General features: G+C 63.3%; 23 protein-coding genes. 11 read left to right on the plus strand and 12 right to left on the minus strand.

Going from position 1 to position 26,321, the window contains the following annotated elements; genetic code table 11:
* The first annotated feature begins 224 nt into the window (after positions 1 to 224).
* The gene (locus FJ434_RS01410; RefSeq protein ID WP_140750146.1) at positions 225 to 959 is read left to right on the plus strand and encodes a flagellar biosynthetic protein FliO; all 735 of its coding nucleotides are present in this window, start codon (positions 225 to 227) and stop codon (positions 957 to 959) included.
* A gap of 116 nt (positions 960 to 1,075) precedes the next feature.
* Here FJ434_RS01410 and dksA read toward each other — a convergent pair whose 3' ends face one another.
* Positions 1,076 to 1,492 (minus strand): RNA polymerase-binding protein DksA, encoded by a 417-nt coding sequence (gene dksA / locus FJ434_RS01415; protein WP_027144926.1) that lies wholly within the window; start codon positions 1,490 to 1,492, stop codon positions 1,076 to 1,078.
* Positions 1,493 to 1,768: 276 nt separating this feature from the next.
* Here dksA and FJ434_RS01420 point away from each other — a divergent pair, with 276 nt between their 5' ends.
* The 4 genes from FJ434_RS01420 (at position 1,769) to FJ434_RS01435 (ending at position 5,584) form a co-directional block, all read left to right on the plus strand.
* Positions 1,769 to 2,272, plus strand: a complete 504-nt coding sequence (locus tag FJ434_RS01420; protein WP_027144925.1) for a histidine phosphatase family protein — start codon at positions 1,769 to 1,771, stop codon at positions 2,270 to 2,272.
* Positions 2,273 to 2,348: 76 nt separating this feature from the next.
* Positions 2,349 to 3,827, plus strand: coding sequence for a YcjX family protein (locus FJ434_RS01425; protein WP_140750144.1), 1,479 nt, complete (start codon positions 2,349 to 2,351; stop codon positions 3,825 to 3,827).
* Positions 3,824 to 4,909 (plus strand): TIGR01620 family protein, encoded by a 1,086-nt coding sequence (locus tag FJ434_RS01430; protein WP_140750142.1) that lies wholly within the window; start codon positions 3,824 to 3,826, stop codon positions 4,907 to 4,909. Before FJ434_RS01425 ends, FJ434_RS01430 begins: the two co-directional genes overlap by 4 nt.
* 123 nt (positions 4,910 to 5,032) lie before the next feature.
* Positions 5,033 to 5,584 (plus strand): hypothetical protein, encoded by a 552-nt coding sequence (locus FJ434_RS01435; protein ID WP_140711758.1) that lies wholly within the window; start codon positions 5,033 to 5,035, stop codon positions 5,582 to 5,584.
* Between the two features lie 105 nt (positions 5,585 to 5,689).
* Here FJ434_RS01435 and FJ434_RS01440 read toward each other — a convergent pair whose 3' ends face one another.
* The 3 genes from FJ434_RS01440 to FJ434_RS01450 form a co-directional block, all read right to left on the minus strand.
* Positions 5,690 to 5,956, minus strand: coding sequence for a hypothetical protein (locus FJ434_RS01440; RefSeq protein WP_140503685.1), 267 nt, complete (start codon positions 5,954 to 5,956; stop codon positions 5,690 to 5,692).
* Positions 5,957 to 6,134: 178 nt separating this feature from the next.
* Positions 6,135 to 7,334, minus strand: coding sequence for an MFS transporter (locus FJ434_RS01445; protein ID WP_140750140.1), 1,200 nt, complete (start codon positions 7,332 to 7,334; stop codon positions 6,135 to 6,137).
* Positions 7,335 to 7,393: 59 nt separating this feature from the next.
* Positions 7,394 to 8,383, minus strand: coding sequence for an AraC family transcriptional regulator (locus FJ434_RS01450; RefSeq protein WP_140750138.1), 990 nt, complete (start codon positions 8,381 to 8,383; stop codon positions 7,394 to 7,396).
* Positions 8,384 to 8,543: 160 nt separating this feature from the next.
* Between FJ434_RS01450 and FJ434_RS01455 the strand changes: the two genes are divergently transcribed.
* Both FJ434_RS01455 and FJ434_RS01460 read left to right on the plus strand, forming a co-directional pair.
* Entirely contained in the window at positions 8,544 to 10,379 is a 1,836-nt protein-coding gene (locus tag FJ434_RS01455; protein WP_140750136.1) for a monovalent cation:proton antiporter-2 (CPA2) family protein, read from the plus strand.
* Positions 10,380 to 10,395: 16 nt separating this feature from the next.
* Positions 10,396 to 10,941: a DUF924 family protein gene (locus FJ434_RS01460; RefSeq protein ID WP_140503677.1), complete on the plus strand. Its 546-nt coding sequence runs from the start codon at positions 10,396 to 10,398 to the stop codon at positions 10,939 to 10,941.
* A 10-nt stretch (positions 10,942 to 10,951) separates the two neighbouring features.
* Here FJ434_RS01460 and folK read toward each other — a convergent pair whose 3' ends face one another.
* Genes folK through folP form a run of 3 tightly spaced genes read right to left on the minus strand, consistent with a single transcriptional unit; the run spans position 10,952 to position 12,659 of the window.
* The gene (folK, locus tag FJ434_RS01465; RefSeq protein ID WP_140503675.1) at positions 10,952 to 11,464 is read right to left on the minus strand and encodes a 2-amino-4-hydroxy-6-hydroxymethyldihydropteridine diphosphokinase; all 513 of its coding nucleotides are present in this window, start codon (positions 11,462 to 11,464) and stop codon (positions 10,952 to 10,954) included.
* Entirely contained in the window at positions 11,448 to 11,807 is a 360-nt protein-coding gene (gene folB, locus FJ434_RS01470; protein WP_023773903.1) for a dihydroneopterin aldolase, read from the minus strand. Before folB ends, folK begins: the two co-directional genes overlap by 17 nt.
* A 3-nt stretch (positions 11,808 to 11,810) precedes the next feature.
* Positions 11,811 to 12,659 (minus strand): dihydropteroate synthase, encoded by an 849-nt coding sequence (gene folP / locus FJ434_RS01475; RefSeq protein WP_140750134.1) that lies wholly within the window; start codon positions 12,657 to 12,659, stop codon positions 11,811 to 11,813.
* Positions 12,660 to 12,773: 114 nt separating this feature from the next.
* Here folP and FJ434_RS01480 point away from each other — a divergent pair, with 114 nt between their 5' ends.
* Positions 12,774 to 13,394 carry a DUF922 domain-containing protein gene (locus FJ434_RS01480; RefSeq protein WP_181165999.1) on the plus strand — a complete coding sequence of 207 codons (621 nt, stop codon included), beginning with the start codon at positions 12,774 to 12,776 and terminating at the stop codon, positions 13,392 to 13,394.
* A 220-nt stretch (positions 13,395 to 13,614) separates the two neighbouring features.
* Complete coding sequence (locus tag FJ434_RS01485; RefSeq protein WP_140750130.1) at positions 13,615 to 15,096, plus strand: MDR family MFS transporter; 1,482 nt, start codon at positions 13,615 to 13,617, stop codon at positions 15,094 to 15,096.
* Here FJ434_RS01485 and FJ434_RS01490 read toward each other — a convergent pair whose 3' ends face one another.
* The 3 genes from FJ434_RS01490 to FJ434_RS01500 form a co-directional block, all read right to left on the minus strand.
* Complete coding sequence (locus FJ434_RS01490) at positions 15,097 to 16,128, minus strand: NAD(P)/FAD-dependent oxidoreductase (protein WP_140750128.1); 1,032 nt, start codon at positions 16,126 to 16,128, stop codon at positions 15,097 to 15,099.
* An 88-nt stretch (positions 16,129 to 16,216) separates the two neighbouring features.
* A complete protein-coding gene (locus FJ434_RS01495; protein WP_027144910.1) occupies positions 16,217 to 16,537 on the minus strand; it encodes a 2Fe-2S iron-sulfur cluster-binding protein in 321 nt (106 codons plus the stop codon).
* Between the two features lie 124 nt (positions 16,538 to 16,661).
* On the minus strand, positions 16,662 to 17,030 hold the full coding sequence (locus tag FJ434_RS01500) for an Hpt domain-containing protein (RefSeq protein WP_140750126.1): 369 nt from the start codon (positions 17,028 to 17,030) through the stop codon (positions 16,662 to 16,664).
* A gap of 274 nt (positions 17,031 to 17,304) precedes the next feature.
* Between FJ434_RS01500 and FJ434_RS01505 the strand changes: the two genes are divergently transcribed.
* The gene (locus FJ434_RS01505; protein WP_140750124.1) at positions 17,305 to 23,469 is read left to right on the plus strand and encodes a kinesin; all 6,165 of its coding nucleotides are present in this window, start codon (positions 17,305 to 17,307) and stop codon (positions 23,467 to 23,469) included.
* A 123-nt stretch (positions 23,470 to 23,592) separates the two neighbouring features.
* On the plus strand, positions 23,593 to 24,207 hold the full coding sequence (locus FJ434_RS01510; RefSeq protein WP_140750122.1) for an exonuclease domain-containing protein: 615 nt from the start codon (positions 23,593 to 23,595) through the stop codon (positions 24,205 to 24,207).
* Positions 24,208 to 24,245: 38 nt separating this feature from the next.
* Here the strand turns inward: FJ434_RS01510 and FJ434_RS01515 are convergent, their stop codons facing one another.
* Together FJ434_RS01515 and FJ434_RS01520 are read right to left on the minus strand one after the other, a co-directional pair.
* Positions 24,246 to 24,896, minus strand: coding sequence for an ABC-type transport auxiliary lipoprotein family protein (locus tag FJ434_RS01515; RefSeq protein ID WP_140503657.1), 651 nt, complete (start codon positions 24,894 to 24,896; stop codon positions 24,246 to 24,248).
* A gap of 37 nt (positions 24,897 to 24,933) precedes the next feature.
* Positions 24,934 to 26,307, minus strand: coding sequence for an MlaD family protein (locus FJ434_RS01520; protein WP_027146358.1), 1,374 nt, complete (start codon positions 26,305 to 26,307; stop codon positions 24,934 to 24,936).
* Positions 26,308 to 26,321 lie beyond the last annotated feature (14 nt).

Consider the following 26,321-nt stretch of genomic DNA (forward strand, 5'->3'; position numbering starts at 1 on the left):
CTAAAGCGCGTCGCATGAATCTGCTTCAGCGCGACGCGCTTTAGCCGGTTGAATCACATTCTCCTAATCCGGAAAAGGCCTGGGCGGCAAATGTCAGATAAAAATGATGTCGGCCGGCCTTCCCTGTGTTTCAAGCTGTTCACGATGAGTGAAAGGCAACTTGCGGTGGCCAGTCGCAACGGTCTAGTGTCGCGTCACTTTCCAAAACCGATCAGGGGAAACCAATGCAGTGGCTGGATAGCGTAGCGGGTCCCGGTTATGCGGCGGCACTCCTGTGGACCTTCGCGGCGCTGATCCTGCTGGTCATCGTTCTCATCATCGTCAGGCTCGTGCGCAACCTGACCTTCGGCACGTTTGTCGCGGGGGGCCGCAACCGCAAGACGCGGCTCGCTGTCATGGACGCCACCGCCGTCGACAGCCATCGCCGACTGGTGCTGGTGCGACGCGACGACATCGAACATCTGCTCCTGATCGGCGGCCCGACCGACGTTGTTGTCGAACGCGACATCCGCCTCGCCGCGCCGCGTCGTCCTGCGTTGACCGGAGATGGCGGCCTGCAGCCTGTCCCGGCGGCCGCGAAGCCGCGGCCGCCGCAGCCCGCTCCCGCGCCTCCCAGACAAGCACCCGCTCCGCAGCCGGTGGCAGGACCCGCCCGCCAGCGCCCGGCAGCGCCGCCACCGGCCCCGGCTCCCACACCGAAACCAGCGGCGCAACCCTATCAGTCGACCAATGTCACGCCGCTGCCTGCCTATGGCTCCGCCAACGCCAATGCCGTCAGGCACGCGCCACCGCCGCCGCCGAGGCAGGACAGCATCGACGACACGCTGATGAAGGAACTCGAAGTTTCGCTAGACCAGCCCCAGTCCGGCGGGCCGGCCGACAAACCGGCAGCCAAGGCGCCGTCGCTCGACGATGAAATGACCAGGCTTTTGGGCGAACTCTCGAGCCAGAAGAGATGATTTGCGCCCGGGCCGCCTGCCAGTGAATTGAAGCAGTCGACGTTCAAGTGTGCGCCAACATCGAACAAAAATGGCCGGAGAACCGGCCATTTGGCAATCAATGCAGAGGCGATCTATCAGTCGTCGCGATAGACTTTTTCACGGCGCTCATGCCGCTCCTGCGCTTCGATCGACAAGGTAGCGATCGGGCGCGCGTCGAGCCGCTTCAACGCGATCGGCTCACCGGTCTCCTCGCAATAGCCATAAGTGCCTTCGTCGATGCGCTGCAGCGCCGAATCGATCTTTGAGATGAGCTTTCGCTGACGGTCACGGGCCCTGAGCTCGATGGCGCGGTCGGTTTCCGAAGAGGCGCGGTCGGCGAGGTCGGGATGGTTGGCGTTTTCCTGCTGCAGGATTTCGAGTGTTTCGCGCGCTTCGCGCAAGATGTCATTTTTCCAGGTGACGAGCTTCGAGCGGAAGTAGGATTTCTGCCGTTCGTTCATGAACGGCTCGTCTTCGGAGGGTACGTAATCGGCGGTAACGATGTCGTTCATTCGACTCACCCAACAGCCCCAAATTTGGCGCTTATATATTCGCCGCCAGACGCCTGCACAAGCGCAATCAACCGCCGACTCACGCAATTGTTAAAGTGTGTCTCCGGCCTTCGCCGGAGCGGGATAAATCTGTTTTGATGGCGAAAGTACGACGATGCTCGCCGATCGTCCTGCAAGTGATTCGCCGTGCCGAAGAACGCGCACCATTGTGCGCGAAGCTTTTCTCGTGGCTAATCGCGGCAGGACTTCGGCTTTTCGGGCTTCATTGGAGGTTGTGTGAGCAGGCTTTATCTGTTGCGACACGCCAAGGCCGGCTGGGCCTTGCCAGGCATGCGTGATTTCGATCGTCCACTCGACGCATCCGGCCGCGCCGATGCCGAAAAGATGGGGACCGCGATGCGATCCCGCTCCTATGTTCCGGACCTGACGCTGTGCTCCAACGCCAAACGCGCCAGGGAAACGCTCGAGGGTCTGGCCGGCCAGACCGACACAGGCAAGGTGCTGTTTTTCGACACGCTCTACAGCGAAGACGCGGCCGGCTATCTCCGGCTCGTCCGGGATCATGGCGGACCCGGGTCATTGCTGGTCATAGGCCACAACCCGATGACTGAGGATCTCGCCATGGCGGTTTCGGGCGATGGTGGCGAGACGGAGCGGGCAATGCTCAATCATGGCTTTCCGACCTCGGGGCTCGCCGTCGTCCGTTTCCCCGGCAATCTGGCGAAAGCGGCCCAGGGAGCGGGTTATCTCGAAGCGTTCCTGACACCTGCCGATCTCTGATGCCGATTTCCAGCACCATTTCAAAGCCTGGTTCCAGCGCCTATATCGGACGGACGCAAGTCCGAGAGAGCACATTTTGGCATCATCGCTGACCACCTTCACCGACGAGGCAAGAATTGCCCTCGACACTTTGTCGGGACGTGCCACCGGACTTTTTTCTCCATCGCTGCGTCTGGGTGTCACGGGTCTCTCCCGCGCGGGCAAGACCGTCTTCATCTCGGCCTTCGTCCACAATCTGATCCACGGCGGACGCCTGCCGCTCTTCGAGGCGCAAAAATCGGGGCGGATCGCGCGCGCCTTCCTCGAACAGCAGCCCGACGATGCCGTGCCGCGTTTTCAGTACGAGGACCACATCGCCGCTCTGGTCAACGATCGCGTCTGGCCGGACTCGACCCGCGCCATTTCGGAACTGCGGCTGACGATCGAATATGAATCGGCCTCCGGCTGGAACCGCATGTTTTCGTCAGGCAAACTGTCGGTCGACATTGTCGATTACCCCGGCGAATGGCTGCTCGACCTGCCGCTGCTCGGCAAATCCTTCGCCGATTTTTCGCGCGAAGCCCTCGAAATGGCCACGCTGCCAGTGCGCGAGGACCTTTCGCGGGCCTGGCGAGCGATCTCGGCGGAAATCGACCCGAATGCCGACGCCGACGAAATGACGGCACGCCGGCTGGCTGATAGCTTCGCCGCCTATCTCAGGGCATGCAAGCTCGACGAGCGGGCGCTTTCGACCCTGCCGCCCGGACGTTTCCTGATGCCCGGCGACCTCGAAGGCTCTCCCGCACTGACCTTCGCGCCGCTGGCGGGCCTCGGAGACAGGCGCGCGCGCAACGGCTCGCTGCACGCCATGATGGAACGGCGCTACGAGGCCTACAAGACGCATGTCGTCAAACCATTCTTCCGCGAGCATATCACGCGTCTGGACCGCCAGATCGTGCTCATCGACGCCATGCAGGCGCTGAACGCCGGGCCTGGTGCCATGGCCGACCTGGAGCGCGCCGTCACCGAGATCCTGAGCTGTTTCCGTCCTGGCCGGGGCAGCTTCCTCACCGACCTTTTCTCCCGGCGTATCGACCGCATCCTGGTCGCAGCGACCAAGGCCGATCATCTGCACCACGAAAGTCATGAGCGGCTGCAGGCCATCGTGCGGCGCCTGGCTGACCGCGCCGTGGCGCGGGCGAATTTCACCGGCGCCGATGTCGACGTGGTCGCCATGGCGGCGGTGCGCGCAACCCGCGAGGGTACCGTAAAGCAGGGCCGCGAGACATTGCCTGTTATCATCGGCACGCCGATCGCCGGCGAGAAGATCAATGGCGAAACATTCGATGGAAAGACGGAAACAGCTATATTTCCTGGTGATTTACCGGAAAACATTGATGCTGTTTTCGATCTTTCGGGGTCGGACCACAGGCAGGACTCCACGGACCCGGCAATCCGCTTCGTCCGGTTCCGTCCGCCGAAACTCGAACGCACAGCCGAAGGTGTCACGCTGTCGCTGCCGCATATCAGGCTCGACCGCGCCTTGCAGTTCCTGATCGGAGACCATCTGGCATGACCGCGCCCCGCAAACCGGCGGCATTCCGTATCGAGCCGGAAGCCGCGCCGAAACAAGACGCGCCGCAAGCGCGCCAGGCCGAACCGCCGCGCAAACCGCGCCCGATGAAGGCCGATGTGGCGCTGGTCATCCCGGCGGAGGTCGACGTTTTCGACGAACCGGACATTATTGCCGCCGAGCCACCGCCGGCGGTCGCCCCCAGAAGGCGCTCGGTTCTCGGCAGCATCTTTTTCGGCGCCTTCGGCGTGCTGGTTTCGCTGGCTGTCGGCCTGTGGACCGACCAGTTGATACACGATCTCTTTGCCCGCGCCGAATGGCTGGGCTGGCTGGCCGCCGGCATGGCGGCGATTGCGCTGCTGGCGCTTCTGGTGATCCTGATCCGCGAATTCCTGGCGATCGCCCGCCTCGCCGAAGTCGAAAAGCTGCAGAAGCGCGCGCTCAATGCCATCGCGCGTGACGATCCGAAGGCGGCACGCGCGGTGGTCGATGAACTGTCGGCCTTTGTCGCGGCCAAACCCGAGACCGCAGCTGGCCGGCGCGCGCTGGCCGAATTGCGCGGCGAGATCATCGACGGCGCCAATCTGGTGCGCCTGGCGGAAGCGGAAATCCTCGGTCCCCTCGATGTCAGGGCCAAGGTGATGATTCTCGAGGCCGCCAAGCGGGTCTCATTGGTGACGGCGGTGAGCCCGCGCGCGCTCGTCGATGTCGCCTATGTCGTCTTCGAGGCCGGGCGCCTCATCCGCCGGCTGTCGGAACTCTATGGCGGACGGCCCGGAACGCTGGGTTTCTTCCATCTGGCGCGCAGTGTGCTGGCGCATCTGGCGGTCACCGGCTCGATTGCCATCGGCGACAGCTTTGTCCAACAGATCGTCGGCCACGGCCTGGCGGCGCGCCTCTCGGCAAAGCTCGGCGAGGGCGTCGTCAACGGCATGATGACGGCGCGCATCGGCATCGCGGCGATGGAGACGGCGCGCCCCCTGCCCTTCAGCGCCGCCAAGCGCCCGGGACTGGGCGATTTTCTCGCCGCCCTGACATCGTTCGCGACCAAGAAAGACGCCGAAACAGCCGGCTCCGCCAAATAGCGTCCAGCTCTTTGGGACGGTGCTCGGATTGCGGTTTCGAAGGCTCCCGGTGACGAAGCATTAACCAATCTTCTTCATGGTCAAACCGGTTTCAAACAGTCTCGTTGTTGCCGGGTGTCGTCGATGAAAAGCGTAATTCTGTCCAGCATCCTGCCCCTGGCGGCGGCGATCGCAGCGGTCGCCGGTATTGCCTCCGGGGCCTGCGCCGGAGAGCCGGACAAGCAGTTTTTCCAGTCGGCCGAAGGCAAGTGGATCGGCCCCGGCGAGATCGTCGCCGGCAAGTACAAGGGCACGAAATTCAACTGCAGCTTCACCGGCGCCACCCCCGACGGCAAGATGGGCATGACGCTTGACGGCGGTTGCCGGGTCGGCATGTTCACCCAGCCGATGTCGGCCAAGATCGAGCGCAAGGGCCGCGACTACAAGGGTTCCTTCATGGGTGGCGCGGCCGGTGCCGGCCTCGATATCATCGGCGGCAATGTCGTCGACGCCCGCAAGGTCGTCTTCACCATCAACCGCAACCAACTGCGCGGCGTCATGCAGGCACGCATTCCCGACGACAATTCGATGACGGTGACGATCGCCGTGCGCGTTCAGGACCAGTTGGTGCCGGTCATCGGCATGAGTCTTAAGCGGGTCGATGCCGTCGAAGTCGGCTCCATCTCGCCGAACTGAGCGACGAAAATCGCTTCACACTTTCCTGGAATTGCTCGAATACACCCCAAAAAAACCAAAGAGGCGGCAGCCCATCGCCACCGCCTCCTTTGAAACAGTCGGGCGTCAGCCCTTGATCGCGGCGGTCACCTCGTCATACGCCTTGCAGGCGTCGGCCAGGGTCGTAGAGCCCTGATATTTGGTCGTCACCGCCTGGACCTTGGCGGTCAGGTCAGCCGCCTTGGAGGGATCCTTGGTGATCGCCTCCTGCAGCGCGGCGGCCATATCCTGCGCCTTCTTGGTCGCCATCTCGGTCGTGCATTCCGGCGCCTTCGAACAGGCGGAACCGGCAAGCACCGCCAGCCCGACGGCAACGAGCAAAAACTTCTTCATGTCAGTCATCTCCTCAAAAGGGTGGGACATGATCGCCGCTCACCCCCAATGGCCGAAGCCGAGCGTGCTTAGCCTTCGATTGCGGCAACAAGCAACGCGTTACCGACGTCAACTTGTGTAACGTGCATGCAACATTGCCAACGACCGGCTTCAGGCTACTGTGTCGGTGCGGCAAAGTTCAGCTGCGCGGTTGTAGCAGTGCCAAGACGGCCGTCGATGCGGCAAGGATGGCAGTCGCAGTCAAAGGCGCTGTCGGGCCATAAGTATCCACAACATAACCGCCGACAACCGCGCCGATGGTGATGGCGACCTGAAAGGACGCGACCATCAGGCTGCCCGCTGCTTCCAGCGCGTCCGGCGCCGCGCGAGACAGATTTGTCGGCAGCACCACCGGCGCCATGCCGAAGGCGAAGCCCCATAGCGTGGCGAAGCCAAAGGCAACGCCGATGTGCACGCCCCAAAGCACCAATGCCAGCGCCGCGAACGCCATCAATGCGGCCGTAACCACGAGAGCCACGTGGATATTGGCGTCGGCCATGCGGCCACCGGCAATATTGCCGACCACAGCCGCGATGCCAAATCCGAGCAACGCCAGGGCAATTGGCCCGGTCGCAAGGAGCGTCACGTGTTCGAGAAACGGACGTACATAGACCGAGCCGGCAAAATGCCCCGTCATCAGCAAAAGGATAGCAAGCATACCGAGTTGAATGCCACGTCGCCGTGTCAGCCGAAGGACGTCTGCAAGACTATTGCTTGCCGTTGCAGGCAAGGTCGGCAGGCTGAGTAACTGCAGCAGCATGGCAAGCAAGGCCAACCCCGCCGTCATGGCCATGGCGCTGCGCCAACCCAGCCAGTCGCTGATCAACGCGCCCATCGACGGTGCGGCGATTGTTGCGAGCGAGACGCCGAGGGTGACGATAGCCATGCCCCGCCCCGTCGCATTTGCGCCAACCAGCCTCGCCACGACGGCTACCGAAAGGGCCCAGAAAGCGCTGAGAGCGATCCCCAGCCCGGCCCGGCCCAACAATAACAGCCAGAAATTGGGCGCCAGCGCCGCAAGAATGTTGGAACCGACCGCCAAGGCCATGAGGCCGACAAGCACCGTCTTGCGGTTCAATCGGCCGATGAGGACATTGCTCAACATGGCCGTCAAGGCGCCGACGGAAGCGGTGGCGGTGACCACCTGCCCGGCCGTCCCCTCGCTGATGCCGAGATCGCGCGCCATCGGCGTCAACAGACCTGCCGGGAGGAATTCGGCGGACACCAACGCAAAGCTGGTGGCCGCCAACGAAAGGACCGCGAACCATGTGGTTGCGCTCCACGTGGTCGGCGCGGCGTCTATCGCCGCGTCTTCAAGCTGTAATGTTGTGTCAGTCACGGAAGGATCTCCAAAGTTTGGAGATCTTCATAAACAAGTCTTTTCGGATGATATGTATCTCAAAATCCGAAATTCATGTCTATTCGTCCGGGAATTGTGCGACGCACAACGCCCGGCGAGACATTAGTGATGCGCTTGAAGGCGCGAGCGAAGGATGCCTCGGAATCATAGCCCAAGCGGGTAGCAACCTCGGCCACCGACAAGCCGTTTTGCCCCAACAAATCGCGGGCAAGCTGCATGCGCAGACGGGCGAGATAGCGTGCCGCGCCTTCTCCCAATACGGCACTGAAGCGCTTCGCGAAAATCGAGCGAGATTGGCCTGCCAGGCCGGCGAGGCTTTCGAGCGTCCAGTTATGGCCGGGGTCTCTGTGCATGGCTGCCAGAGCGCGGCCAATATGGGGGTCGCGGATGGCCGCGAGCCATCCGGTGGTCGAAGCCCCCGTGCAATTGACCCAGCAGCGAATGAGCCGGGCTGTCAGCAAGTCCGCCATACGAGACAAGATGGTGGCGCTGCCCATCTGCGGTTGCGCGGCTTCCGCGGTCATAGCCGCCAGCAAAGGACCAACGATCGGGTCATTGCCGGCCACGTCGCAACCCCTGATGATGGGCGGCATCAACGTAATTAGCGGGTTTAGCGCACAGGCACTCAAGGCCATGGAGCCGCAGAAAAGGGTGCTTGTCGCGCCTGTGCCTTCCCGCACCACTTCACAGACGTTGCCCCCCAACTTGGTCACCTGGCAACGCTCGAGCGAGTCGCCCACGACGTCCGGCGCACTCGCCAGCCGATGGGCGATACCTTGCGGCAGCAGCACCAGATCGCCATCGCGCAACTCCTGCCAGCCTTGCGCTTCGGTATAAATCCAGCATGGACCCTGACCAACAAAGTGAAAACGAAGCAGCGATTGTTGCAGAAATTCTATGCTCCAAGGATGTCGGAGCTCGCAGCGACCATAATTGACTCCACTCAAGCGAAAGTCCTGTAGAACTTCGCTGAGCGCATCCATCGGGATGTGAGGCGGGGGACTCGGCCGGGACGAATAGTCAAGCATCGGGCTTATGTAGATACCAGTCGTCCGACAGGCAAGCGGAGACCGTTGTTCCACCAGGGGAACCGCTTCAACGGCACCTACCCGTCCTGGCAGGCTCCCCGCCCTTGCTTCCCCCTCCAACTGCATGCAAGGAGTGATGTCGGACACAGGGACAAGAGGCATGTCAGCGGAAACATCAGGCAGCGATCTCATTCAGGTGGTGGCTCTGCTGGCGGCGGGTGTGGTGGCCGTCCCGATCTTCAAGCGCATGGGTCTCGGTTCGATTCTCGGTTACCTGGCCGCCGGCGTGGTGATCGGCCCATTCGGCATCGGTGTCTTTTCTGAATCGGGAGCCATCCTCCACGTCGCCGAACTCGGCGTCGTCATGTTCCTGTTCATCATCGGCCTGGAAATGCAGCCGTCGCGGCTCTGGGGCCTGCGCCGCGAGATCTTTGGGCTTGGCGCGCTTCAAGTCGGGGTATGCGCCGTGCTGCTGACCGGTGTCGGCATGGCCGGAGGGTTTCCGATCGCGCAATCCTTCGTCGCCGGCGCCGGTTTCGTGCTGACCTCGACGGCCATTGTCATGCAGCTTCTTGAGGAACGCGGCGAAATCGCCTCGCCCAAGGGCCAACGCATCGTTTCCATCCTGCTGCTGGAGGATCTGGCGATCGTGCCTCTGCTCGCCCTGATCGCTTTCCTGGCGCCCGGCGGTGCCGATACCAGCCTGTCGGAGCGGCTGACCGAGGTCGGCATCGGCCTCGCCGCGATCGTGGGACTGGTGGTGGCGGGACGCTACCTGCTCAACCCCTTCTTCCGCATCCTGGCGGATGCCCGTGCGCGCGAAGTGATGACGGCCGCGGCTCTTCTGGTCGTACTCGGGTCGGCGCTCGCCATGCAGCTCAGCGGCCTGTCGATGGCGATGGGCGCGTTCCTGGCCGGCGTGCTGCTCTCGGAATCGACCTTTCGCCATCAACTCGAAGCCGACATCGAGCCGTTCCGCGGCATCCTGCTCGGCCTGTTCTTCCTTGCGGTCGGCATGTCGCTCGATCTACATGTGGTGGCCGCGAACTGGAAGCTGATCGCCACCTATGTCGTCGCCTACATGGTGATGAAGGCTTTCGGCATCTACATCGTCGCCCGCATTCTGAAATCAGGCCACCGCGAGGCGCTGGAACGCGCGATCTTCATGGCGCAAGGCGGTGAATTCGCTTTCGTGCTCTATTCCGCGGCCGCCGCCGTGGGTATCATCGATGGCCAGGCAAACGCGACGCTGACGGCGATCGTCATCATCTCCATGGTGCTGACGCCGCTGGCGATCATTGCCTTGCGCTATTTCACGCCGCGCGACGAGCAGTCGCTGGATGGCGTCGAAGTCGCCGACGGCCTGACCGGCAGCGTGCTGGTCATCGGCTTCGGCCGCTTCGGCCAGATCGCGAGCCAACCCCTGCTCTTGCGCGGCATCGACGTCTCGATCATCGACAACGATGTCGAGATGATCCAGGCGGCCGCCGATTTCGGCTTCAAGGTCTATTATGGCGACGGCACGCGGCTGGACATCCTGCACGCGGCCGGGGCCGGCCGCGCGCGGGCCGTGCTCATCTGTGTCGACAAGCCCGACGCCGCCATCCGGATCGCCGAACTCGTCAAGGCGGAGTTTCCCTTGCTTACGGTGCTGGCACGTGCGTTCGACCGCGGCACGGCACTGCAACTCATTCGCGCCGGCGTCGACTATCAGCTGCGCGAAACCTTCGAATCGGCGCTCGTCTTTGGTGGCTCGACCCTCGAGGCGCTGGGCGTCGATCCCGAAGACGTCGCCGAAACGATCGAGGACGTCAGGCGCCGCGACACGGCCCGGTTCGAGACCCAGCTCGCCGAAGGCATCCGCTCGGGACAGCGTTTCCTGAAAGGCAATATCGGCACGCCGATCCCGGCCCCGCTTTCCACTCCCCGCCGTCCCGGTCAGGCGCTCAACGAGGAAACGGCCGGCGTCCTGCATAAATCCGAACCAGCGAATTGAATTGGGGAATCTGGCAATGGAACTGGACAGCAGAGCCCTGTCGGTCACCAAATTCTGGCGCGACGCCGGCGAGGATGCGTGGTTCGAGAAGAACAACGCTTTCGATGCCGATTTCCGCGACGGCTTCCTCGACCTCCATTACGCCGCCGCGCGCCGTGAATACGACGACTGGTCAGGATATGCCGAAGGCTCGCTGGCGCTGATGATCCTGCTCGATCAGTTTCCGCGCAATTGCTTTCGCGGCACCGGCCATATGTATGCCACCGACCCGTTGGCGAAGCATTTTGCGCAAAAGGCGGTCGCTGCCGGCCATGATATCGTGCTGGAACCGGAGGTCCGAGTGTTCCTCTATTTGCCGTTCGAACATTCGGAAAACCTTGCCGACCAGGAACTGTCCGTCGAACTTCACACCGCCAGGGCCGAGTTCAATCTGAAATACGCGCTGGAACATCGTGACATCATCCAGCGCTTCGGCCGTTTCCCGCACCGCAACAGAATGCTCGGCCGCGAGACGACTGCTGAGGAAAAAGCGTTCCTGGATGACGGTGGTTTCTCCGGCTGATACCGCCGGTCTAGCGCAGCCACCAGTCGCGGCCTGATGGCAGCCGCTCGATGCCGGCCGCATCGACCGCGCCCAGGCGATCGACAACGCGTTTGCCGTCTACGGTAAGGTCCGGCGCGATCTCGGCCAGCGGCGCCAGCACGAAGGCGCGCTCCAGCATGCGCGGATGCGGCACTTCGAGGCCCGTTTCATGGATGATGCGGTCGCCGAACACCAGGATGTCGATGTCGATGAGGCGCGGCCCCCACCTCTCCTCGCGCACACGTTTGAGCTTTCGCTCGGCATCGAGGCAGAGGTCGAGCAATGTCCGCGGCGACAGCCGCGTCGACAATTCGGCGGCCGCGTTGAGGAAGTCCGGCTGGTCGAGCTTGCCCCAGGGCGGCGTCCGGTAGAGCGAAGAAACGGCGGCCACGTCAGTGTCGGTATCGGCGTCGAGCAGGCGCAACGCGGCCCCCATCGACTTGGCCGGATCACCGAGATTGCCGCCGAGGCTCAGATAGACGGTGTTACTCGGGCCAGACAACGGTCACCTCGACGTAATCGAGCACGCCAGGCACCGGAGCATTCGGCTTGCGAACGGTAACCTCGGCTTTGCGGATCTGGGGAAAGCGCCCGGTGAGAGCCTTTGCGACTTCCAGGGCCAAGGCCTCGATCAGGAAACGCCTGTGTCCAGTGATGATTTCCTCAATGACGGTGAAGGCGACGCCGTAATTGACGGTTTCCCCGATGGCGTCATCGACGAGCGCGCGTCCGGGCTCGACGGTGAGCGAGGCATCGACATAGAAGCGCTGACCGAGCGCTTCTTCCTCGTCCAGCACGCCGTGCCGGGCAAAGAAGGCGCAATTCTTCATGCGGATGACATACATGGCTCAGCGTTCCGATCCGGTTTCCCGCGCCAGCATAGCATCCGCCACGGCCAGCGCGTCCACGTTGATTGCGACATCATGGACGCGAAACAGATGCGCGCCATTGAGCCGGAGAATGACGCTGGTCGCCGCCGTCCCGGCTGCCCGGTCGGCTGCATCGCGACCGGTGACGGTGCCGATGAAGCGCTTTCGCGACGTACCGGCCATCAGTGGGAAGCCGAGTGCATCAAGCTCGGAAAACCGTGCCATCAGGTCGAGGTTTTCCTCAGCCGTCTCCTTGGCGAAACCAAAGCCGGGGTCGAGCACGATCTGGTCGTCGGCGACACCTTGCCCGCGCCCGATCTCCAGCGATTTCCCCAGGAACGCCAGCTGGTCCGCGATCACGTCGGGAAGCTTCTCGCGATCCCGGCCGGTATGCATGATGACGAGCCCGGCGCCGGTTTCGGCCGCCACTCGCGCAATGCCGGGCTCGCGCTGCAGACCCCAGACATCATTGACGATGTGCGCGCCGGCGGCCACGGCGAGCCGCGCTGTCTCCGCACGATAGGTGTCCACCGAGATCAGCATGTCGCCCGCACGCGCCAGCGCCTCGATCACCGGCAGGATACGGGCCTGCTCCTCGGTGGCCGAGATCGCGGCGGCGCCCGGCCGAGTGGATTCTCCGCCGACATCGATGATTGCGGCGCCTTCCCCGATCATGCGGCGCGCCTGGACCAGCGCGGTTTCGGGAGCATCAAACAGGCCGCCATCGGAGAAGCTGTCGGGCGTGACATTGAGGATGCCGACCACCACGGCCTTGCCGCCAAGCCCGAGATGGCGCCCATGCGCCAGCTGCCATCGCCCCGCCGTCATTGCGCATCAACCATGGGCTCATCAACCAAGAGGTCATCAACGATGTGTGATCCGCATCGGATCAGTTCCGTTGCGTCGGCAAAGGCCGTAAAGCAAGGTGACAGAAGAGGCAACATGATGACACGATCCCTGCTCTGCGCACTGCTGCTTACCGCCGCCGTTCCGGCGGATGCGGCCAATCTGGTGAAGACATACAGCTATTTCGCCATCGGCGGCAGAACGCTGGAGGATATCGAGCAGCAACTCGCCAAACACGGGCCGCAGGTCAAAAGCACGGGATCGCGCCACCCTGGCGCCACCCAGATGGCCTTCACGACACGCATCAGCTACGCTAGCCAGTCCGGCTCCTGCCGGATCGCCGACGCGGTCGTGACCGTCAAGGTCAAGGTGATCCTCCCCGAATGGCGCCGGCCGCGCAAAGCCGATGCCGACGTGCGGCTGTTCTGGGATACATTGTCGGCCGACATCAAGCGCCATGAAGACCGCCATGTCGAGATCGCCAAGAACCACGGCCGTGCACTCGAAGACGCGTTGAAGGCAAGCTATCCGCAGAAGGATTGCGATGCGGCAAAGGCCAAGGCCGCCAAGATCACGGCAGTTGAGCTTGCCAGACACGATCAGGATCAGCTGCGGTTTGACCTTGTCGAAGGCGCCAATTTCGAAAGCCGCATCCTGCGGCTGATGCGCTACCGGATGGAACGCATCGGAAGTGGCCAATTGCCGCCGCCGACCTGAATCTCCTCACCGCTTCCGTTGGTCTGGATGCAAGCCAACCGGGCGGAAGCGTAGTGCCAGTTTCGATTTTTTTCGAGCACTAGTCGAAATAGGCCTATACGGAACGACATATCCAGGGTTGCTACGCGCACAAGCTGGAAGCACGAGCATCACGATCGATCGCACCGCGGATGCACCAGACAGACCCGATGCGGCAGCGCAAAGCGCATGGACGAGAATTATGGACCAGGCTGTCGACAAGCAGGTCATCGCGGCGGCGAACGCGCCGCTGACCGAAAGCGAAAAGAACGCTATCATCGGCGGCGTCCTCCTGTCGATGCTGCTGGCAGCCCTTGACCAGACCATCGTCGCGCCCGCCATGCCGACCATCGGGCGCTCGCTCGGCCATGCCGAATACCTGCCATGGATCGTCACTGGTTACCTCTTGACCGCAACCGCCGTGGCACCGCTCTACGGCAAGATTTCCGACGTCCATGGACGGCGACCGACCGTCTATGCGGCAATCCTCATCTTTCTCGCCGGATCGCTGGTCAGCGCACTGGCCCCCAACATGTTCGTTCTTATCCTGGGGCGCGCGATCCAGGGGGCTGGTGGCGGCGGCCTCTTCGCGCTGACGCAGACCGTGGTCGGAGACCTTGTCCCGCCGCGCGAGCGCGCGCGCTATGCGGCGTGGTTCTCCGGCACCTGGGCCGTTGCCAGCGTCGCCGGGCCGCTGCTGGGCGGCACTTTTGCTGAACATCTGCACTGGTCCCTCATCTTCTGGATCAACATCCCGCTGGGCTTTGTTGCGATGGCGATCATCAACAAGCCGCTCAAGAAGCTGCCGATCGCGGCCAAGAATCACAGCATCGATGGTCTCGGCGCATTGCTGCTCATCGTCGCCACGGCGCTGTTGCTGCTGGCGCTGAACTGGGGCGGCAGCGCCTATCCCTGGTTATCGCCGGAAGTCATTGGCGTCCTGGCGTGCTCCGCGCTTTTCTGGGGCGCCTTTGCCCTGCGGCTGACGCGGGCGGGCGAACCGCTCATTTCGCTTGAGGTATTAAGCAACCCGATCGTCCTGGCCGGCACTCTGTCGATGTTCCTGCTCCAGGCCGCCAGCGTCGGCCTTGCCGTCTATCTGCCTGTCTATCTGCAATCGATACTTGGCCTGACGGCGAGCGAGTCGGGCATTGCAATGCTTGGCCTACTGCTTGGAACCGTGGGCGGCGCCGCGTCCAGCGGCCGCCTGATACCGCGCTTCACCCACTACAAGCGCATCGCCATGGTCGGCGTCATCTTCGCCATCCTTTGCATGGGCCTGCTGGCCTTTGTCGCCGGCCATTCATCGCTGCTTGTCGTCGAAGTCCTGACCATCTGTATCGGGCTGGGAACCGGTACGACGTTTCCGGTAACCACCGTATCCGTGCAGAACGCCGTCGACCGAATGCATCTCGGCGTAGCGACTGGGGTGCTTACCTTTCTGCGTTCGCTGGGCAGTGCATTGGGGGTCGCGATGCTCGGCGCCGTCGCTCTGGGCTTCGGATTGCCGCTGGCCGGTGAAGGCGTTGAGGTGGCCGGACATGTCGTATCGGCCGAACCCTTCGCGATGATCTTCCTCGTCGCGGCCGGCACTCTGGGACTGGGCCTCATCGCGCTGACCCTGATGCCCGAGAAAGAACTTCGAGGCCACGTCGACGATCCGGCGCCGATCCTGTCGGAATAATTAGCCCGAGACGCCGAGCTTCTTCTGCAGGCTGGTCGACGAAGTCGTGTACTGGAATACGATGCGTTCGCCAGGGCTGATGACGCGCTTGGCGGCCTGCGCCATCAGCGCCACCTCGTGGAAACCCGACAGGATCAGCTTCAGCTTGCCCGGATACGAGTTGATATCGCCCACCGCGAAAATGCCGGGCACCGATGTTTGGAACTTCTCGGTGTCGACCGGGATCAGGTTCTCGTGGAGATCGAGCCCCCATTCCGCGATCGGGCCGAGCTTCATGGTCAGTCCGAAGAACGGCAGCATGCGGGTACAAGGCACCTCGATGTCGCCATCCGGACCGCCCTTGATCGTGGCCGATGCCAGCTGGCCTTCGGCCCCGGTAAGTCCGGCCACCTGGCCGACCCTGAATTCCAGCTGCTTCATCTCCTGCATGGCGTACATCTTGTTGACGCTGTCGGGCGCCGCGCGAAACTCTGGCCGCCGATGAACGAGCGTCACGCTCTTTGCCACCGGCTGCAGGTTCAGCGTCCAGTCAAGCGCCGAATCGCCGCCGCCCACGATGACCAGGTCATGGCCGCGAAAATCCTCCATCCGGCGGACCGAATAGAAGACGCTCGTGCCCTCAAAGGCTTCGATGCCGGGAATTGGCGGGCGCTTCGGCTGGAATGAGCCGCCGCCGGCGGCAATCACCACCACCTTGGCCTCGAACACCTCGCTCTCGTCGGTGGTCACGCGAAAGCCGCCGTCGTCCAACTTTTCGAGACTGGAGACCATGCGGTTGTAGGTGAAGTCGGGCTTGAACGGCGCAACCTGCTCGAGCAGCTTGTCAACGAGCCCTTGCGCCGAGATCGAGGGCCAGCCGGGAATGTCGTAGATCGGCTTTTCCGGATAGAGTTCCGCGCATTGGCCGCCGGGCTTGTCGAGAATGTCGATCAGATGGCACTTCAGGTCCAACAGGCCGAGCTCGAATACCGCGAACAGGCCGACCGGCCCTGCCCCGACAATGAGGACGTCTGTGCTGATGATGCCGGTCATGATGCGCCTCGCTGCGAAAGTCCAGGCGAGACTGCATGACCGTTGGCCCGCTGCCAAGCGTCAGCGGGAAAAATCGCGATGTTGGATTTCAGCCCTGACGTTCGGGAACCCGCACGATCAGGCCGTCGAGAGCGTCGCGCACCTTGATCTGGCACGACAGGCGCGAGTTCGGCTGGACCTCATAGGCGAAGTCCAGCATGTCTTCTTCCATCGCCTCGGGCTCGCCGACTTCAGCCGTCCATGCCTCGTCGACATAGACATGGCAGGTCGCACAGGCGCAGGCGCCGCCGCACTCCGCCTCGATGCCCGGCACGGCGTTGCGGATGGCGTTTTCCATGACCGTCGAACCGTTTTCGGCATCCACGTCGAAATGTGTGCCGTCATGGGCGATGAAGGTCAGTTTGGTCATTTGTCACCTGAAGGGGAGTTTCGCCCGAGACGAAAGGGAATTTCGCCCGAGATAATCACTCCGGCAAACAAGTCAACTGCCGCGCGAAAGCGGCGCTCCGTGACGTTTTTGTCGCAAACCGGAATCAGCGACTGATGGCGGCGATGAAGTCGCGCACTTCGTCGATCAGCCCGCCGAGCCGCTTGAGGGTCTGGACATCCTCCGGCCGGCGCTCGATATCGGTGGCGCAATCGGCGATGGCGAAGGCGCCCACACCGCGGGCCGACCCTTTCAAGCCGTGAGCCAGCAGAAGCCGGTCCTTGATGTCGGCATCGACTATTTTGTCGCGCACCGATAGTGCCTGCTGTACAAATAGCGCCAGCACCTCTTGCTCGAGGGCGCGGTCGCCCATCGTTTGCCGGCCAAGGTGTGCCAAATCGACCGGCCGGGACTGCCTCGTTCCCGATACGTCGCCCCCGGGCATTGAGGAGGCAATGCCGCTTTCGCCACGCATGAACTCGACTCCATTTTCTTCGGCCGCCCTGAAAAACTAGGCGATTCCAGTGGACAACGGGTTAATGAATGGCCGGGAAAAATGTTGCGAAAGCGGCGCCCAAATCACGGTTGCGTTAACCTTATATTTAAAGTTTTACGTATCCCGCGGAATGCATGTTTTCTTTACCCCCCTGTGTCATTACGATACGAGGGTCCATTTTCAGCCTCCTGCGCGGGGGTAAGACAAACAGAATTATAAGCCCCCGCGGCAGCTAGTACAGGGTAGCGAAGGCATGGCGAAGAAACCAACGACGACCAGAAATCTCGACAGCGACGTAGCCAGGGAACTCGAAAAAGCACTCGATCTCGACTTGAGCGGCGATGCCGACAGCGGCGACCTCGATATCGCGGCTTCGATGGAAGATCTGGAAGCGCAGATATCCCAGGCCGCCGACGAGCTGGCACGCGAGGGACGCAATCAGCAGCCGGCGGCGCCCGTCGTCAATCAGGCTCAGGGCGCCAAGCCCGCGCCAATGGCCAAGCCGGCCGAACTTCGCCCGGTGGAGACGCGCAATGGTGGCCAGCCCGCTGGCTTCGCCCCAGCCAACGATGATCGCCAGAAAGATTACAAGACCCTTCTGCACAGCCTGAACAGGCGCGCCTCCAACACCATCTACTGGGTCATCGCCTTTGTCTCGCTCGCCTGGATCGCCGGCGCCGGCGGATTGGCCAACCTGCTTTTTGGACCGAGCATCTGGCGGATACGCACGCTGGACCAGTTCTTTGCCCGCCCCGAACTGATCGGCCTCGCCGTCGCGGCAATCGTGCCCGTCATCCTGTTCTGGGCGTTCGCGGCGATGATTCGCCGCGCCCAGGACATGCGCATCGCCGCGCAATCGATGACGGAAGTGGCCTTCCGCCTGACCGAGCCGGAAAACATGGCTCAGGATCGCGTCATGATGATCGGCCAGGCCGTCCGCCGCGAAGTGGCCGCAATGGGCGAAGGCATCGAACGCACCCTTGCCCGTGCCGTCGAACTGGAAACGCTGGTCCACAGCGAGGTCAACCAGATCGAGCGCTCCTATTCGGAAAACGAAACCCGGATCAGGTCGCTGGTCGACGGACTGGGCAGCGAACGCGAAGCGGTGGTCACCCATGCCGAACGCGTCCGCGCCTCGATCTCCGGCGCGCACGAGACGTTGCGCGATGAAATCGGCGCGGCAAGCGACATCATCCGCGACAGCATCCTCAATGCGTCGACCAAACTGTCGATGACGATCACCAATTCCGGCGACACGCTGATCGACCGCATCAACGAAAGCTCGATGTCGATCTTCGACTCCGTGGAGGGCCGCCTCGACAACATCACCGACCGGCTTTCAACCTCCGGCGAGGCTTTCGCCAGCCTGCTCGATACCCGTATCGCCAAGCTGACGGACACCACGGACGGCTTGACCCGTTCCTTGACCGACCTGCTCGACGACCGCACCACCGGCATGGTGTCGCTGCTCGGCGGCGCCGCACGCACCCTCAATTCCGAGTTCGAAGCCAGCCTCAACGGCATCGAGCGCACCTTGGCCGAACGGGGCCAGGCGCTGATCAGCGAGTTCCAGACCCGCGCAGAGGCGCTGGATACCGGCACCCAGAAGCTCAATGCCGCGCTTGAGGCCCGTGCCCGCCAGATCAACGAGACGCTGGTCGAGCGTGCGCGTGAAATCGCCCACACCTTCGCCGAGAGCAAGGACACGCTTTCGGCCATGATCGATCAGGGCAAGACCCAGATCGGCGCCGACATGGCCGACATCGTCACCTCGACCTCATCCATGCTCGAAGCGCGCGCCAGCGATTTCGCCGGCCGCATGGAGGCAGCCCGCCACGTCGTGTCGCGCTCCTTCGACGCCGACATTCAGCGGCTTGCCGATGCGCGCGTTGGTATCGAGGAAGCCGTCGAAAACCACAGCCGCAAGCTCTCCGAGAGCCGCGAGCGCATGGCGGCCGCCATGCACGCGGACCTGGAGAAATTCGCCGAGGGCCGCGCCGGCATCGATGCCGCCGTGACCAACCAGGTGCAGAAGCTGGCCGAAGGCCGCGGCCTGATAGCGCGTGCGCTCGAAGAAGACCTGCGCAAGGTCAATGAATCGCGCGCCGCCATCGATGCGTCGCTCGGCAGTCATCTCGAACGATTGGAAGAAGGCCGCAACCGGCTCTCTCTGGCTCTCAACGAAGACTCTGGTAAATTGGTGCAAGCTCGCACGATCATTGATGAAATGGTCGCCGGACATGTCGGAAAGCTGGCTGAAGGCCGCAACATCCTGTCGCGCGCCCTGGAAGCTGATCTCGGCAAACTGTCCGACAGCCGCGCCGACATAGACGGCCTTGTCGCCGGCCAGGTCGAGAAGATCGCCGAGGGCCGCGCGGTGCTCGCCAAGGCACTGGAAAACGATATTGCCGGCATCAAGAACCTCATCGAGGCGCATTCGGCAAAACTTGCCGAAGACCGCTCGCAGCTCGGCCGTTCGCTCGAAAGCGACCTGTCGGGCATACGCGGCCTGATCGACAGCCATTCCGGGCGTCTGGCAGAAGACCGCAGCCTGCTGTCGCAGACGCTTGAAGCCGACCTCGCCAAGCTGGCCGAAAGCCGTTCCAGCATCGACGGGCTGGTCGCCGGCCAGGTCGAGAAGCTGGCCGAGGGCCGCGACATCCTCAAGCGTGCGCTGGAATCCGACCTCAACACGATCAAGAACGTCATATCGAGCCAGTCGGACAAACTGGCCGAGGATCGCGGACAGCTCTCGCGCGTTCTGGAAGCCGATCTGCAGAATGTGAACAGCGTTATCGCCGATCACATGAACAGGCTGGTTCAGGATCGCTCGACCTTGTCGAAAGCGCTGGAGGACGATCTCGCCAAGCTGGCCGAAAGCCGCTCCAGCATCGACGGGCTGGTTGCCGGCCAGGTCGAGAAGCTGGCCGAAGGTCGCGACATTCTGCGCCGCGCATTGGAGGCCGACCTCAACACGGTCAGAAACTCCGTTGCCGACCAGTCCCAGAAACTGGTCGACGATCGCTCCCAGTTCGCCCGTGCGCTGGAGGCTGATCTCGAAACCGTCAACAGCCTTGTCAACAGCCATTCGGACCGGCTTGTCCAGGAGCGTTCGACACTCTCGAAGGCGCTTGAGGCCGACCTGCTGACCGTTAGCGGGCACGTCAACAATCACGCGGAACGGCTTGTCGAGGAGCGTTCGACCTTATCGAAGGCGCTGGAGGACGATCTTGCCAAGCTGGCCGAGAGCCGATCCAGCATCGATGGTCTGGTCGCCGGCCAGGTCGAGAAGCTCGCCGAGGGCCGCGACATTCTCAAGCGCGCTCTCGAAGCCGACCTGCAGAGGCTGGCCGAAAGCCGCGGCGATATCGACGACATCATCGCTGGACATGTCGGCAAGTTGTCCGAAGGCCGCAATATGCTCAGCCGCGCGCTGGAAGACGATCTTGGCAAGCTCGCCGAGACCCGCAAGGACGTCGATCGCTCGCTGTCCGGCCACATCGACCAGATCGCGGCCAGGAGCACGGACATTTCCGCCGCGATTGCTGCCGATGTCGACAAGATCGAGCAGGCGTTCAGCCGCCAGACCGGCATCATCGAGGAACGCGCCGGCACCATGGAGCGCGCGCTGTCGACTGGTGTCGATAACGTCCGCAACGTACTCGAGAAGAGCGCGGTCTTCGTCGCCGGCGCCTTGCGCGAAAAGGTCCTGGAAGTCACCAGCACGCTGCACGAGCAGGCCGGTGCCGCCTTCAGTGACGCCGATCGCAAGATCGCCGAGCGCGCCGAACAGACGTCCGCCGCCCTGCTGGCACGGGCCGAAGACATCGCCCGCACCTTCGAGGAGGCCGACCGTCGCCTGCACGCCCGGGCGGAAGATACGTCGAACGCCTTGCTCGCCCGCGCCGACGACACCTCCAGCTCGCTGCTGGCCCGCGCCCATGAAACCGCCGATCAGCTCGCCGCTCGCGCTGGCGAGATCGCAGGGACCTTCGACATGGCGGACCAGAAGCTCGCCGCCCGTGCCCAGGAGACCGCCGATCAGCTGGCCGCCCGCGCAAGCGAGATTGCCGGCACGTTCGACGCGGCCGACCAGAAGCTCGTCGCCCGGGCCGTGGAAACTGCGCAGTCGCTGGCCGCCCGCGCCGGCGACATCCTGCGCAACTTCGAAAGCGCCGACCAGCGGCTCGGCATGCGCATCGGCGAATCCGCCGAGGCGCTCGCCGCCCGCGCGTCGGACCTCGGCCGCATCTTCGATGCAGCCGACCAGCATTTGGTCTCGCGCATCGCAGAGGGTTCGGGCGCGCTGTCCAGCCGGGCGTCCGAAATCGCCCGCATCTTCGACGACGCCGACCAGCGCCTGGTTTCGCGCATCGCCGACAGCACCTCGACGATCGGCGAGCATGCGCAGACCATTGTCGGCGCCTTCGCAAGCACCGAACAGAGGGTTGCCGATCGCGCGCGCCAGACCGGCCAGGAACTGGCCGTGCATGCCCGCGAAATCGAGCAGGCGCTTGCCGGCGCCGACGAGCGTCTCGCGTCGAGCGCGGCGGCCGCCGCCGCCCGTGTCGAAGAGCAGATCGCCGGCGTCGAAAACCGGCTCGCCAACACTGCCGAGACGATGGGCCAGAGGCTCAACGAGCAGGTATCGACCGCCGAGGCGCAACTCGTATCGCGTGCCAACGTGATCGCGGAAACCTTCACCGCGGTCGGCCAGCATATCGGCCAGAGCACCAACGACGCCGCCAAGACGATCGGTGCCAACACCCGCGAGCTCAACACCATGCTCGCGGCGCGGTCCGCCGAGATGTCGAAGATCCTCGACGAAACCGCGCGGCCTTTGGTCGAGCGCTTCGCCCAGGGCGGCTCGGAACTGCAAAAGAGCATGGAAGAAGTCACCGAACGCGCGACCGAGAAGCTGCGTAGCGAGAATGCGACCCTGGTCAACGCGCTCGCCAACCGTACCGCCGAAACCTTGTCGGCGGTCGAAGGCGCCCGTTCTTCGCTATCCGACAGCGTCGCCGATCTCATCGGCCGCATGACCAAATCCAGCTCGCAGCTCGGTCAGCTGATCGAGCAGGCCGCGGTCAACCTCGGCGAGGTCGACCAACGTCTGACCGGCAGTACGCAAAGCTTCGCTGCGACCACCGAAAAGGCGGCACAGACCTTTGCCAGCTCGGCGCGTCTGGTCGATTCGAACACGACAAGGCTGACGGAACTGTCGTCGTCGACCTTGCGCGAAGTCGCCTCGATCGCCACCAAGTTCGACGAACACAGCCGTCTGCTCGCCGGCGCTTCCGACCTCCTGAGCTCGGCCCAGAGCAACCTCGAACACACGTTGGAAAGACAGTCGTCGCTTGAGGATCTCGCCGTCGGCCTGGTCAAGAAGTCGGAAGATCTCGAAAGGGTCATGCGTTCTTTCGAAAACCTCGTGGGCCAGACGCTGCAGAACGCCGAAGGCAAGACGCTGGAATCGGCCGACAAGATCCGCAACGCCATCACCGATGTCGTCGAGTCGGCAACCAAGCGCTTCGCCGATGCGACCGAGGAGATGCGGCGCACGGCGGGCTCGATCAAGAGCGAACTCGACCTCACCCGCGCCGAGCTCAAGAAAGGCGTCATCGAGATGCCGGAAGAGGCCAAGGAATCGACCTCGGCCATCCGCCGCGCCGTTTCCGAGCAGATCAACGCCTTGAAGGAGCTTTCGGATATCGTTGCGAAATCCGGTCGTGGTGGCGACTCCTCGGAACCGCGTCCCTTGCGCCCGGCGCCGCAGGCACCGGCGGCACGCGCCGCCGAGCCGCCCGGTCGTGCCCCGGCACAGCCGCAGGCGGATCTGCGCCCGCCACAGGCACCGCTGGGTGGCGCGGGACTGCGTGGCACGCTCGATCTGGAGCGTCCGGCGGAGGCGGCACCGCGCCAGCGTGCCGCCGACGCCACTGCCCGCGCGCCGCAAGGCGGTTGGGTGCGCGATCTGCTGACCGCCGCGTCGAACGATGCCGAGCTCAGGCCGGCGGCCCCCCAGGCGCCTGCGGAAGCACCGCGCCCGGCCCCTGCCCAGCGTTCGCCGCTGCATGTCGTGGAATCGCTGAACTCGCTGTCCGTCGATATCGCCCGGGCTATCGACCACGATGCCTCGATCGAGCTATGGAACCGCTATCGGCGTGGCGAGCGTGACGTGTTCACGCGCAGGCTTTACACGCTGAAAGGGCAGCAGACGTTCGACGAAATCCGCCGCAAATACCAGGCGGAGGCCGAATTCCGCGCCGCCGTCGACCGCTATTGCGACGATTTCGAGAAGCTGCTCAAGGATGTCTCGCGCAATGACCGCGACAACATCATGGCGCAGACCTATCTCACGTCGGACACCGGCAAGGTCTACACCATGCTGGCCCATGCCAGCGGCCGCCTGCACTAGGCGGTCGACAAGCCAAAACGAAAAAGGCGGGGGACTCCCGCCTTTTTTCTTGAAGGGACTGACGTCGCTATCCGGAAGACGCATCCGGGTTTTATCTCGTTTTCCGGAACCGGATCCTGAGTTGTGAAGACGACAATCATCTTCGACTGCGAGTTTCTCTGCCTTGAGGGCTCGCAACGCAGATTCTGGTGCGCGGCCCATGACCCCGATCCGGTCATCGCCCAGATCGGCGCGGCAAGGCTCGGCCTCGAAGGCGACTTCGCCGTGCTGGGCACGTACAACGCCTATATCAGGCCGACCGACCGATTTGGCGAGAGATACGGGCTCGATCCGTTCTTCACCCGACTGACCGGCATCACAGAAGAAATCATCGAAGCCGAGGGCATCGAGCTGGAAGATGCCCTTGCAGGCATCGATCGTTTCTCAGATGGGGCTCGGTTCTGGTCCTGGGGCAAGGACGAACTGAACATGATCGCCATCAGTTGCTATGTCGCGGGTATCAAGCCGCCCATCCCGGCCACCCGGTTCGATAACGCCGTCAAGCTGCTGATCGCGGCCGGCATGCCGATCGAGGATTTGGCAAGGACGCCGAGCAACAAACTTGCGGATTACTACGGCGTCGAACACCCGCCATTGCAGGGGCACGACGCGCTGGACGACGCGCTGTCCGTGACCTACACCCTGCAGCACCTGATGAAGACTGGAAAGCTGCGGCCGGACGCCTTCGAACGTCTGTAGCCCGAAAGAGTTTGGTTGAATCCCTGCGCGCCTGGCGCTCAGATCGCCGAATCCGTCCAGCGGACGATCTGCTTGGCGGCATCGCCGAAGGCTGCGTCGAGAGCGCCGACATAAGCGGGGTTGCCGCTGCCCGATACGGGCGCGGATGCGGTGAAGCTCTTGGAAGCCTTCACTTCGCCGTTGCGATCGTTGAGCAAGCGCACGAACAGGTCGACCTCGGCATGTTCGCCGCCATCGACGCGCACCTCGAAGGACCGAACCTCGACGATCACCTGATAGTCGATCGCCAGCCCCTCGCCCGGTTTGCCCACCCCGGCAAAGCTGCCCGAGCGCTGGAACGTCTCGGCCAACCGCGCCTGCACGACCAGCGGCAGGCGGTCAGCCCATTGCGCACCCTTCAGATATTGGATCGAGCGGTCGGAAGGTTTGATGACGATGTTCTGGCTGTCCAGCGCCTTCAGCGCTGAGGGCTGGGCGATCAGAATCTGTCGGCGGCTATGGCCATGCGCGTCGACCATTGGCGCCGACAGTTCGAACGTGTCGAGCGGTGCCGGCTTGCCGCCCAGCACCGCACAACCGGTAACCGTCAGGACAAGCAGCGCCGCGGCTGATTTCAACCCGCCCGTTCCAAGCCTACTCAACGTCACCCGTGATCCCCGTTGTCCCCGGATCGTAAGATCAACCCGCATTCACGAGCTATGTTCTTGCTGCGGGCCGGCGCCGAAGTCAACGCCGCGCCCTGCCGTCGAATTGCCGAACCTCGCCTTCGCCACCCGAAAGGATGCGCTGCGGATTGCGGCTGAGATCCGTCACCGCCTCCTCGATGCGATTGATCGAGCGACGGCTGTCCTGCACCAGCGCCTCGACATTCTGCAGCCCCTGGCCGGAGAAGCGCGCCAGATTGTCGGTAATGACCCCAAGGCGGGCGTTCAGCGTATCGGCGACCTGCTTGAAGGATTTCAGCGTATCCCTTGCGTCGGCCATCACGCCGTCGGCCTGGCCCGAGCCGAGCAGCTTGTCGACCTTGGCGAGGATACCGTCGACCCGCACCGAGGCGTCGTTAAGCCGTTGCGCCAGGTGCCTGGCGTCCTTGATTGTCTGGTCGATGTCGTCAGCCCGATTGGCTATCTTGCCGGTCACCTCCGCGATGTCGGCCGCCGCCTTGTTGGCGCTGTCGCTGGCCTTCTGGATGTTAGCCAGCGCTTCGCGCACCTGTGCCGGGTCGATGCCGTCGAGCACGCCATCGACCTTGGCCAACGTGCCTTGCGTCTGCTTGGCGAAGTCGTTGACCGATCCCACCGCCGTATCGACGTTCTTGATCACGCCGTCGAGCTGCCGCGAGGTTTCCTTGAGGTTGCCTGTCACCGTATCAACGTTGGAAACGATGCTCTTGATCTTGTCCTTATCGACGGCATTGAGCAGGCCTTCCGCCGCCTTCAGCGTGCCGTCGAGTTTTCCTGAAACGCCTTTCAGCTCGTCGGACAGCGCGCTGACGGCGGACAGGAATTTGTCGATGCCCTCGGAATTCCTGGCCAGTGCATCGGAAAATGTCTGCACATTGTGCACGGTCTGCGTCAGCGGCCCGCGGACATCCTTTGTGAAGCCTTCCAGCTCCGTCAGCACCTTGTCGGCGCGGGTGAAGATGTTCTGCGCCGTCTGCAGCAGATTGGTCACGGCCGAAGGGTTGGCGACGATCTCGGCGACCTTGCCTTCCTTTTCGGCCTGGTCGAGCAGCTTCACTTCCTTGGGATCGGCGCCCTTGAGCTCGATATTGGCCTGCCCGGTGAGGCCGGCGAGGCCGATATCGGCCTGCGTCGACTTGGTGATCGGCGTCATCCGGTCAATCTCGGTGTCGGCGATGGCAACAGTTGGATTGTCGACGTCGATATATACGCGCTTGACGTCACCAACCTTGACGCCGTTGAACAGCACGAAGCTGCCGCGGCCGAGACCGGAAGCCGAGCCCGGAATGCGCACCCGCAGCAGCGTCGTCTCGCCCCTGTCGCCGATCGCGGCCGTCCAATAGACGAAGCCGAAAGCCGCCAGGATCGCAACCAGCGTGAAAATGCCGACAATGACGTAGTTGGCTCTGGTTTCCATTGCTTCACTTATGG

Origin of the sequence: Mesorhizobium sp. B2-5-13 (assembly GCF_006440535.1) — a bacterium.
GTDB lineage: Bacteria > Pseudomonadota > Alphaproteobacteria > Rhizobiales > Rhizobiaceae > Mesorhizobium > Mesorhizobium salmacidum.

Bases quoted from the DNA above. Each gene is read 5' to 3' on its own strand.
- FJ434_RS01500 (WP_140750126.1), bottom strand. From the start codon at position 17,030: ATGCGTGGCGAAAGCGGCATTGCCTCCTCAATGCCCGGGGGCGACGTA.
- folB (WP_023773903.1), bottom strand. From the start codon at position 11,807: ATGTATGTCATCCGCATGAAGAATTGCGCCTTCTTTGCCCGGCACGGC.
- FJ434_RS01490 (WP_140750128.1), bottom strand. From the start codon at position 16,128: ATGACCGGCATCATCAGCACAGACGTCCTCATTGTCGGGGCAGGGCCG.
- FJ434_RS01410 (WP_140750146.1), top strand. From the start codon at position 225: ATGCAGTGGCTGGATAGCGTAGCGGGTCCCGGTTATGCGGCGGCACTC.
- FJ434_RS01430 (WP_140750142.1), top strand. From the start codon at position 3,824: ATGACCGCGCCCCGCAAACCGGCGGCATTCCGTATCGAGCCGGAAGCC.
- FJ434_RS01485 (WP_140750130.1), top strand. From the start codon at position 13,615: ATGGACCAGGCTGTCGACAAGCAGGTCATCGCGGCGGCGAACGCGCCG.
- FJ434_RS01450 (WP_140750138.1), bottom strand. From the start codon at position 8,383: ATGCTTGACTATTCGTCCCGGCCGAGTCCCCCGCCTCACATCCCGATG.
- FJ434_RS01515 (WP_140503657.1), bottom strand. From the start codon at position 24,896: ATGCGGGTTGATCTTACGATCCGGGGACAACGGGGATCACGGGTGACG.
- FJ434_RS01460 (WP_140503677.1), top strand. From the start codon at position 10,396: ATGGAACTGGACAGCAGAGCCCTGTCGGTCACCAAATTCTGGCGCGAC.
- FJ434_RS01495 (WP_027144910.1), bottom strand. From the start codon at position 16,537: ATGACCAAACTGACCTTCATCGCCCATGACGGCACACATTTCGACGTG.
- FJ434_RS01480 (WP_181165999.1), top strand. From the start codon at position 12,774: ATGATGACACGATCCCTGCTCTGCGCACTGCTGCTTACCGCCGCCGTT.
- FJ434_RS01505 (WP_140750124.1), top strand. From the start codon at position 17,305: ATGGCGAAGAAACCAACGACGACCAGAAATCTCGACAGCGACGTAGCC.
- FJ434_RS01435 (WP_140711758.1), top strand. From the start codon at position 5,033: ATGAAAAGCGTAATTCTGTCCAGCATCCTGCCCCTGGCGGCGGCGATC.
- FJ434_RS01455 (WP_140750136.1), top strand. From the start codon at position 8,544: ATGTCAGCGGAAACATCAGGCAGCGATCTCATTCAGGTGGTGGCTCTG.
- dksA (WP_027144926.1), bottom strand. From the start codon at position 1,492: ATGAACGACATCGTTACCGCCGATTACGTACCCTCCGAAGACGAGCCG.
- folP (WP_140750134.1), bottom strand. From the start codon at position 12,659: ATGACGGCGGGGCGATGGCAGCTGGCGCATGGGCGCCATCTCGGGCTT.
- FJ434_RS01520 (WP_027146358.1), bottom strand. From the start codon at position 26,307: ATGGAAACCAGAGCCAACTACGTCATTGTCGGCATTTTCACGCTGGTT.
- FJ434_RS01440 (WP_140503685.1), bottom strand. From the start codon at position 5,956: ATGAAGAAGTTTTTGCTCGTTGCCGTCGGGCTGGCGGTGCTTGCCGGT.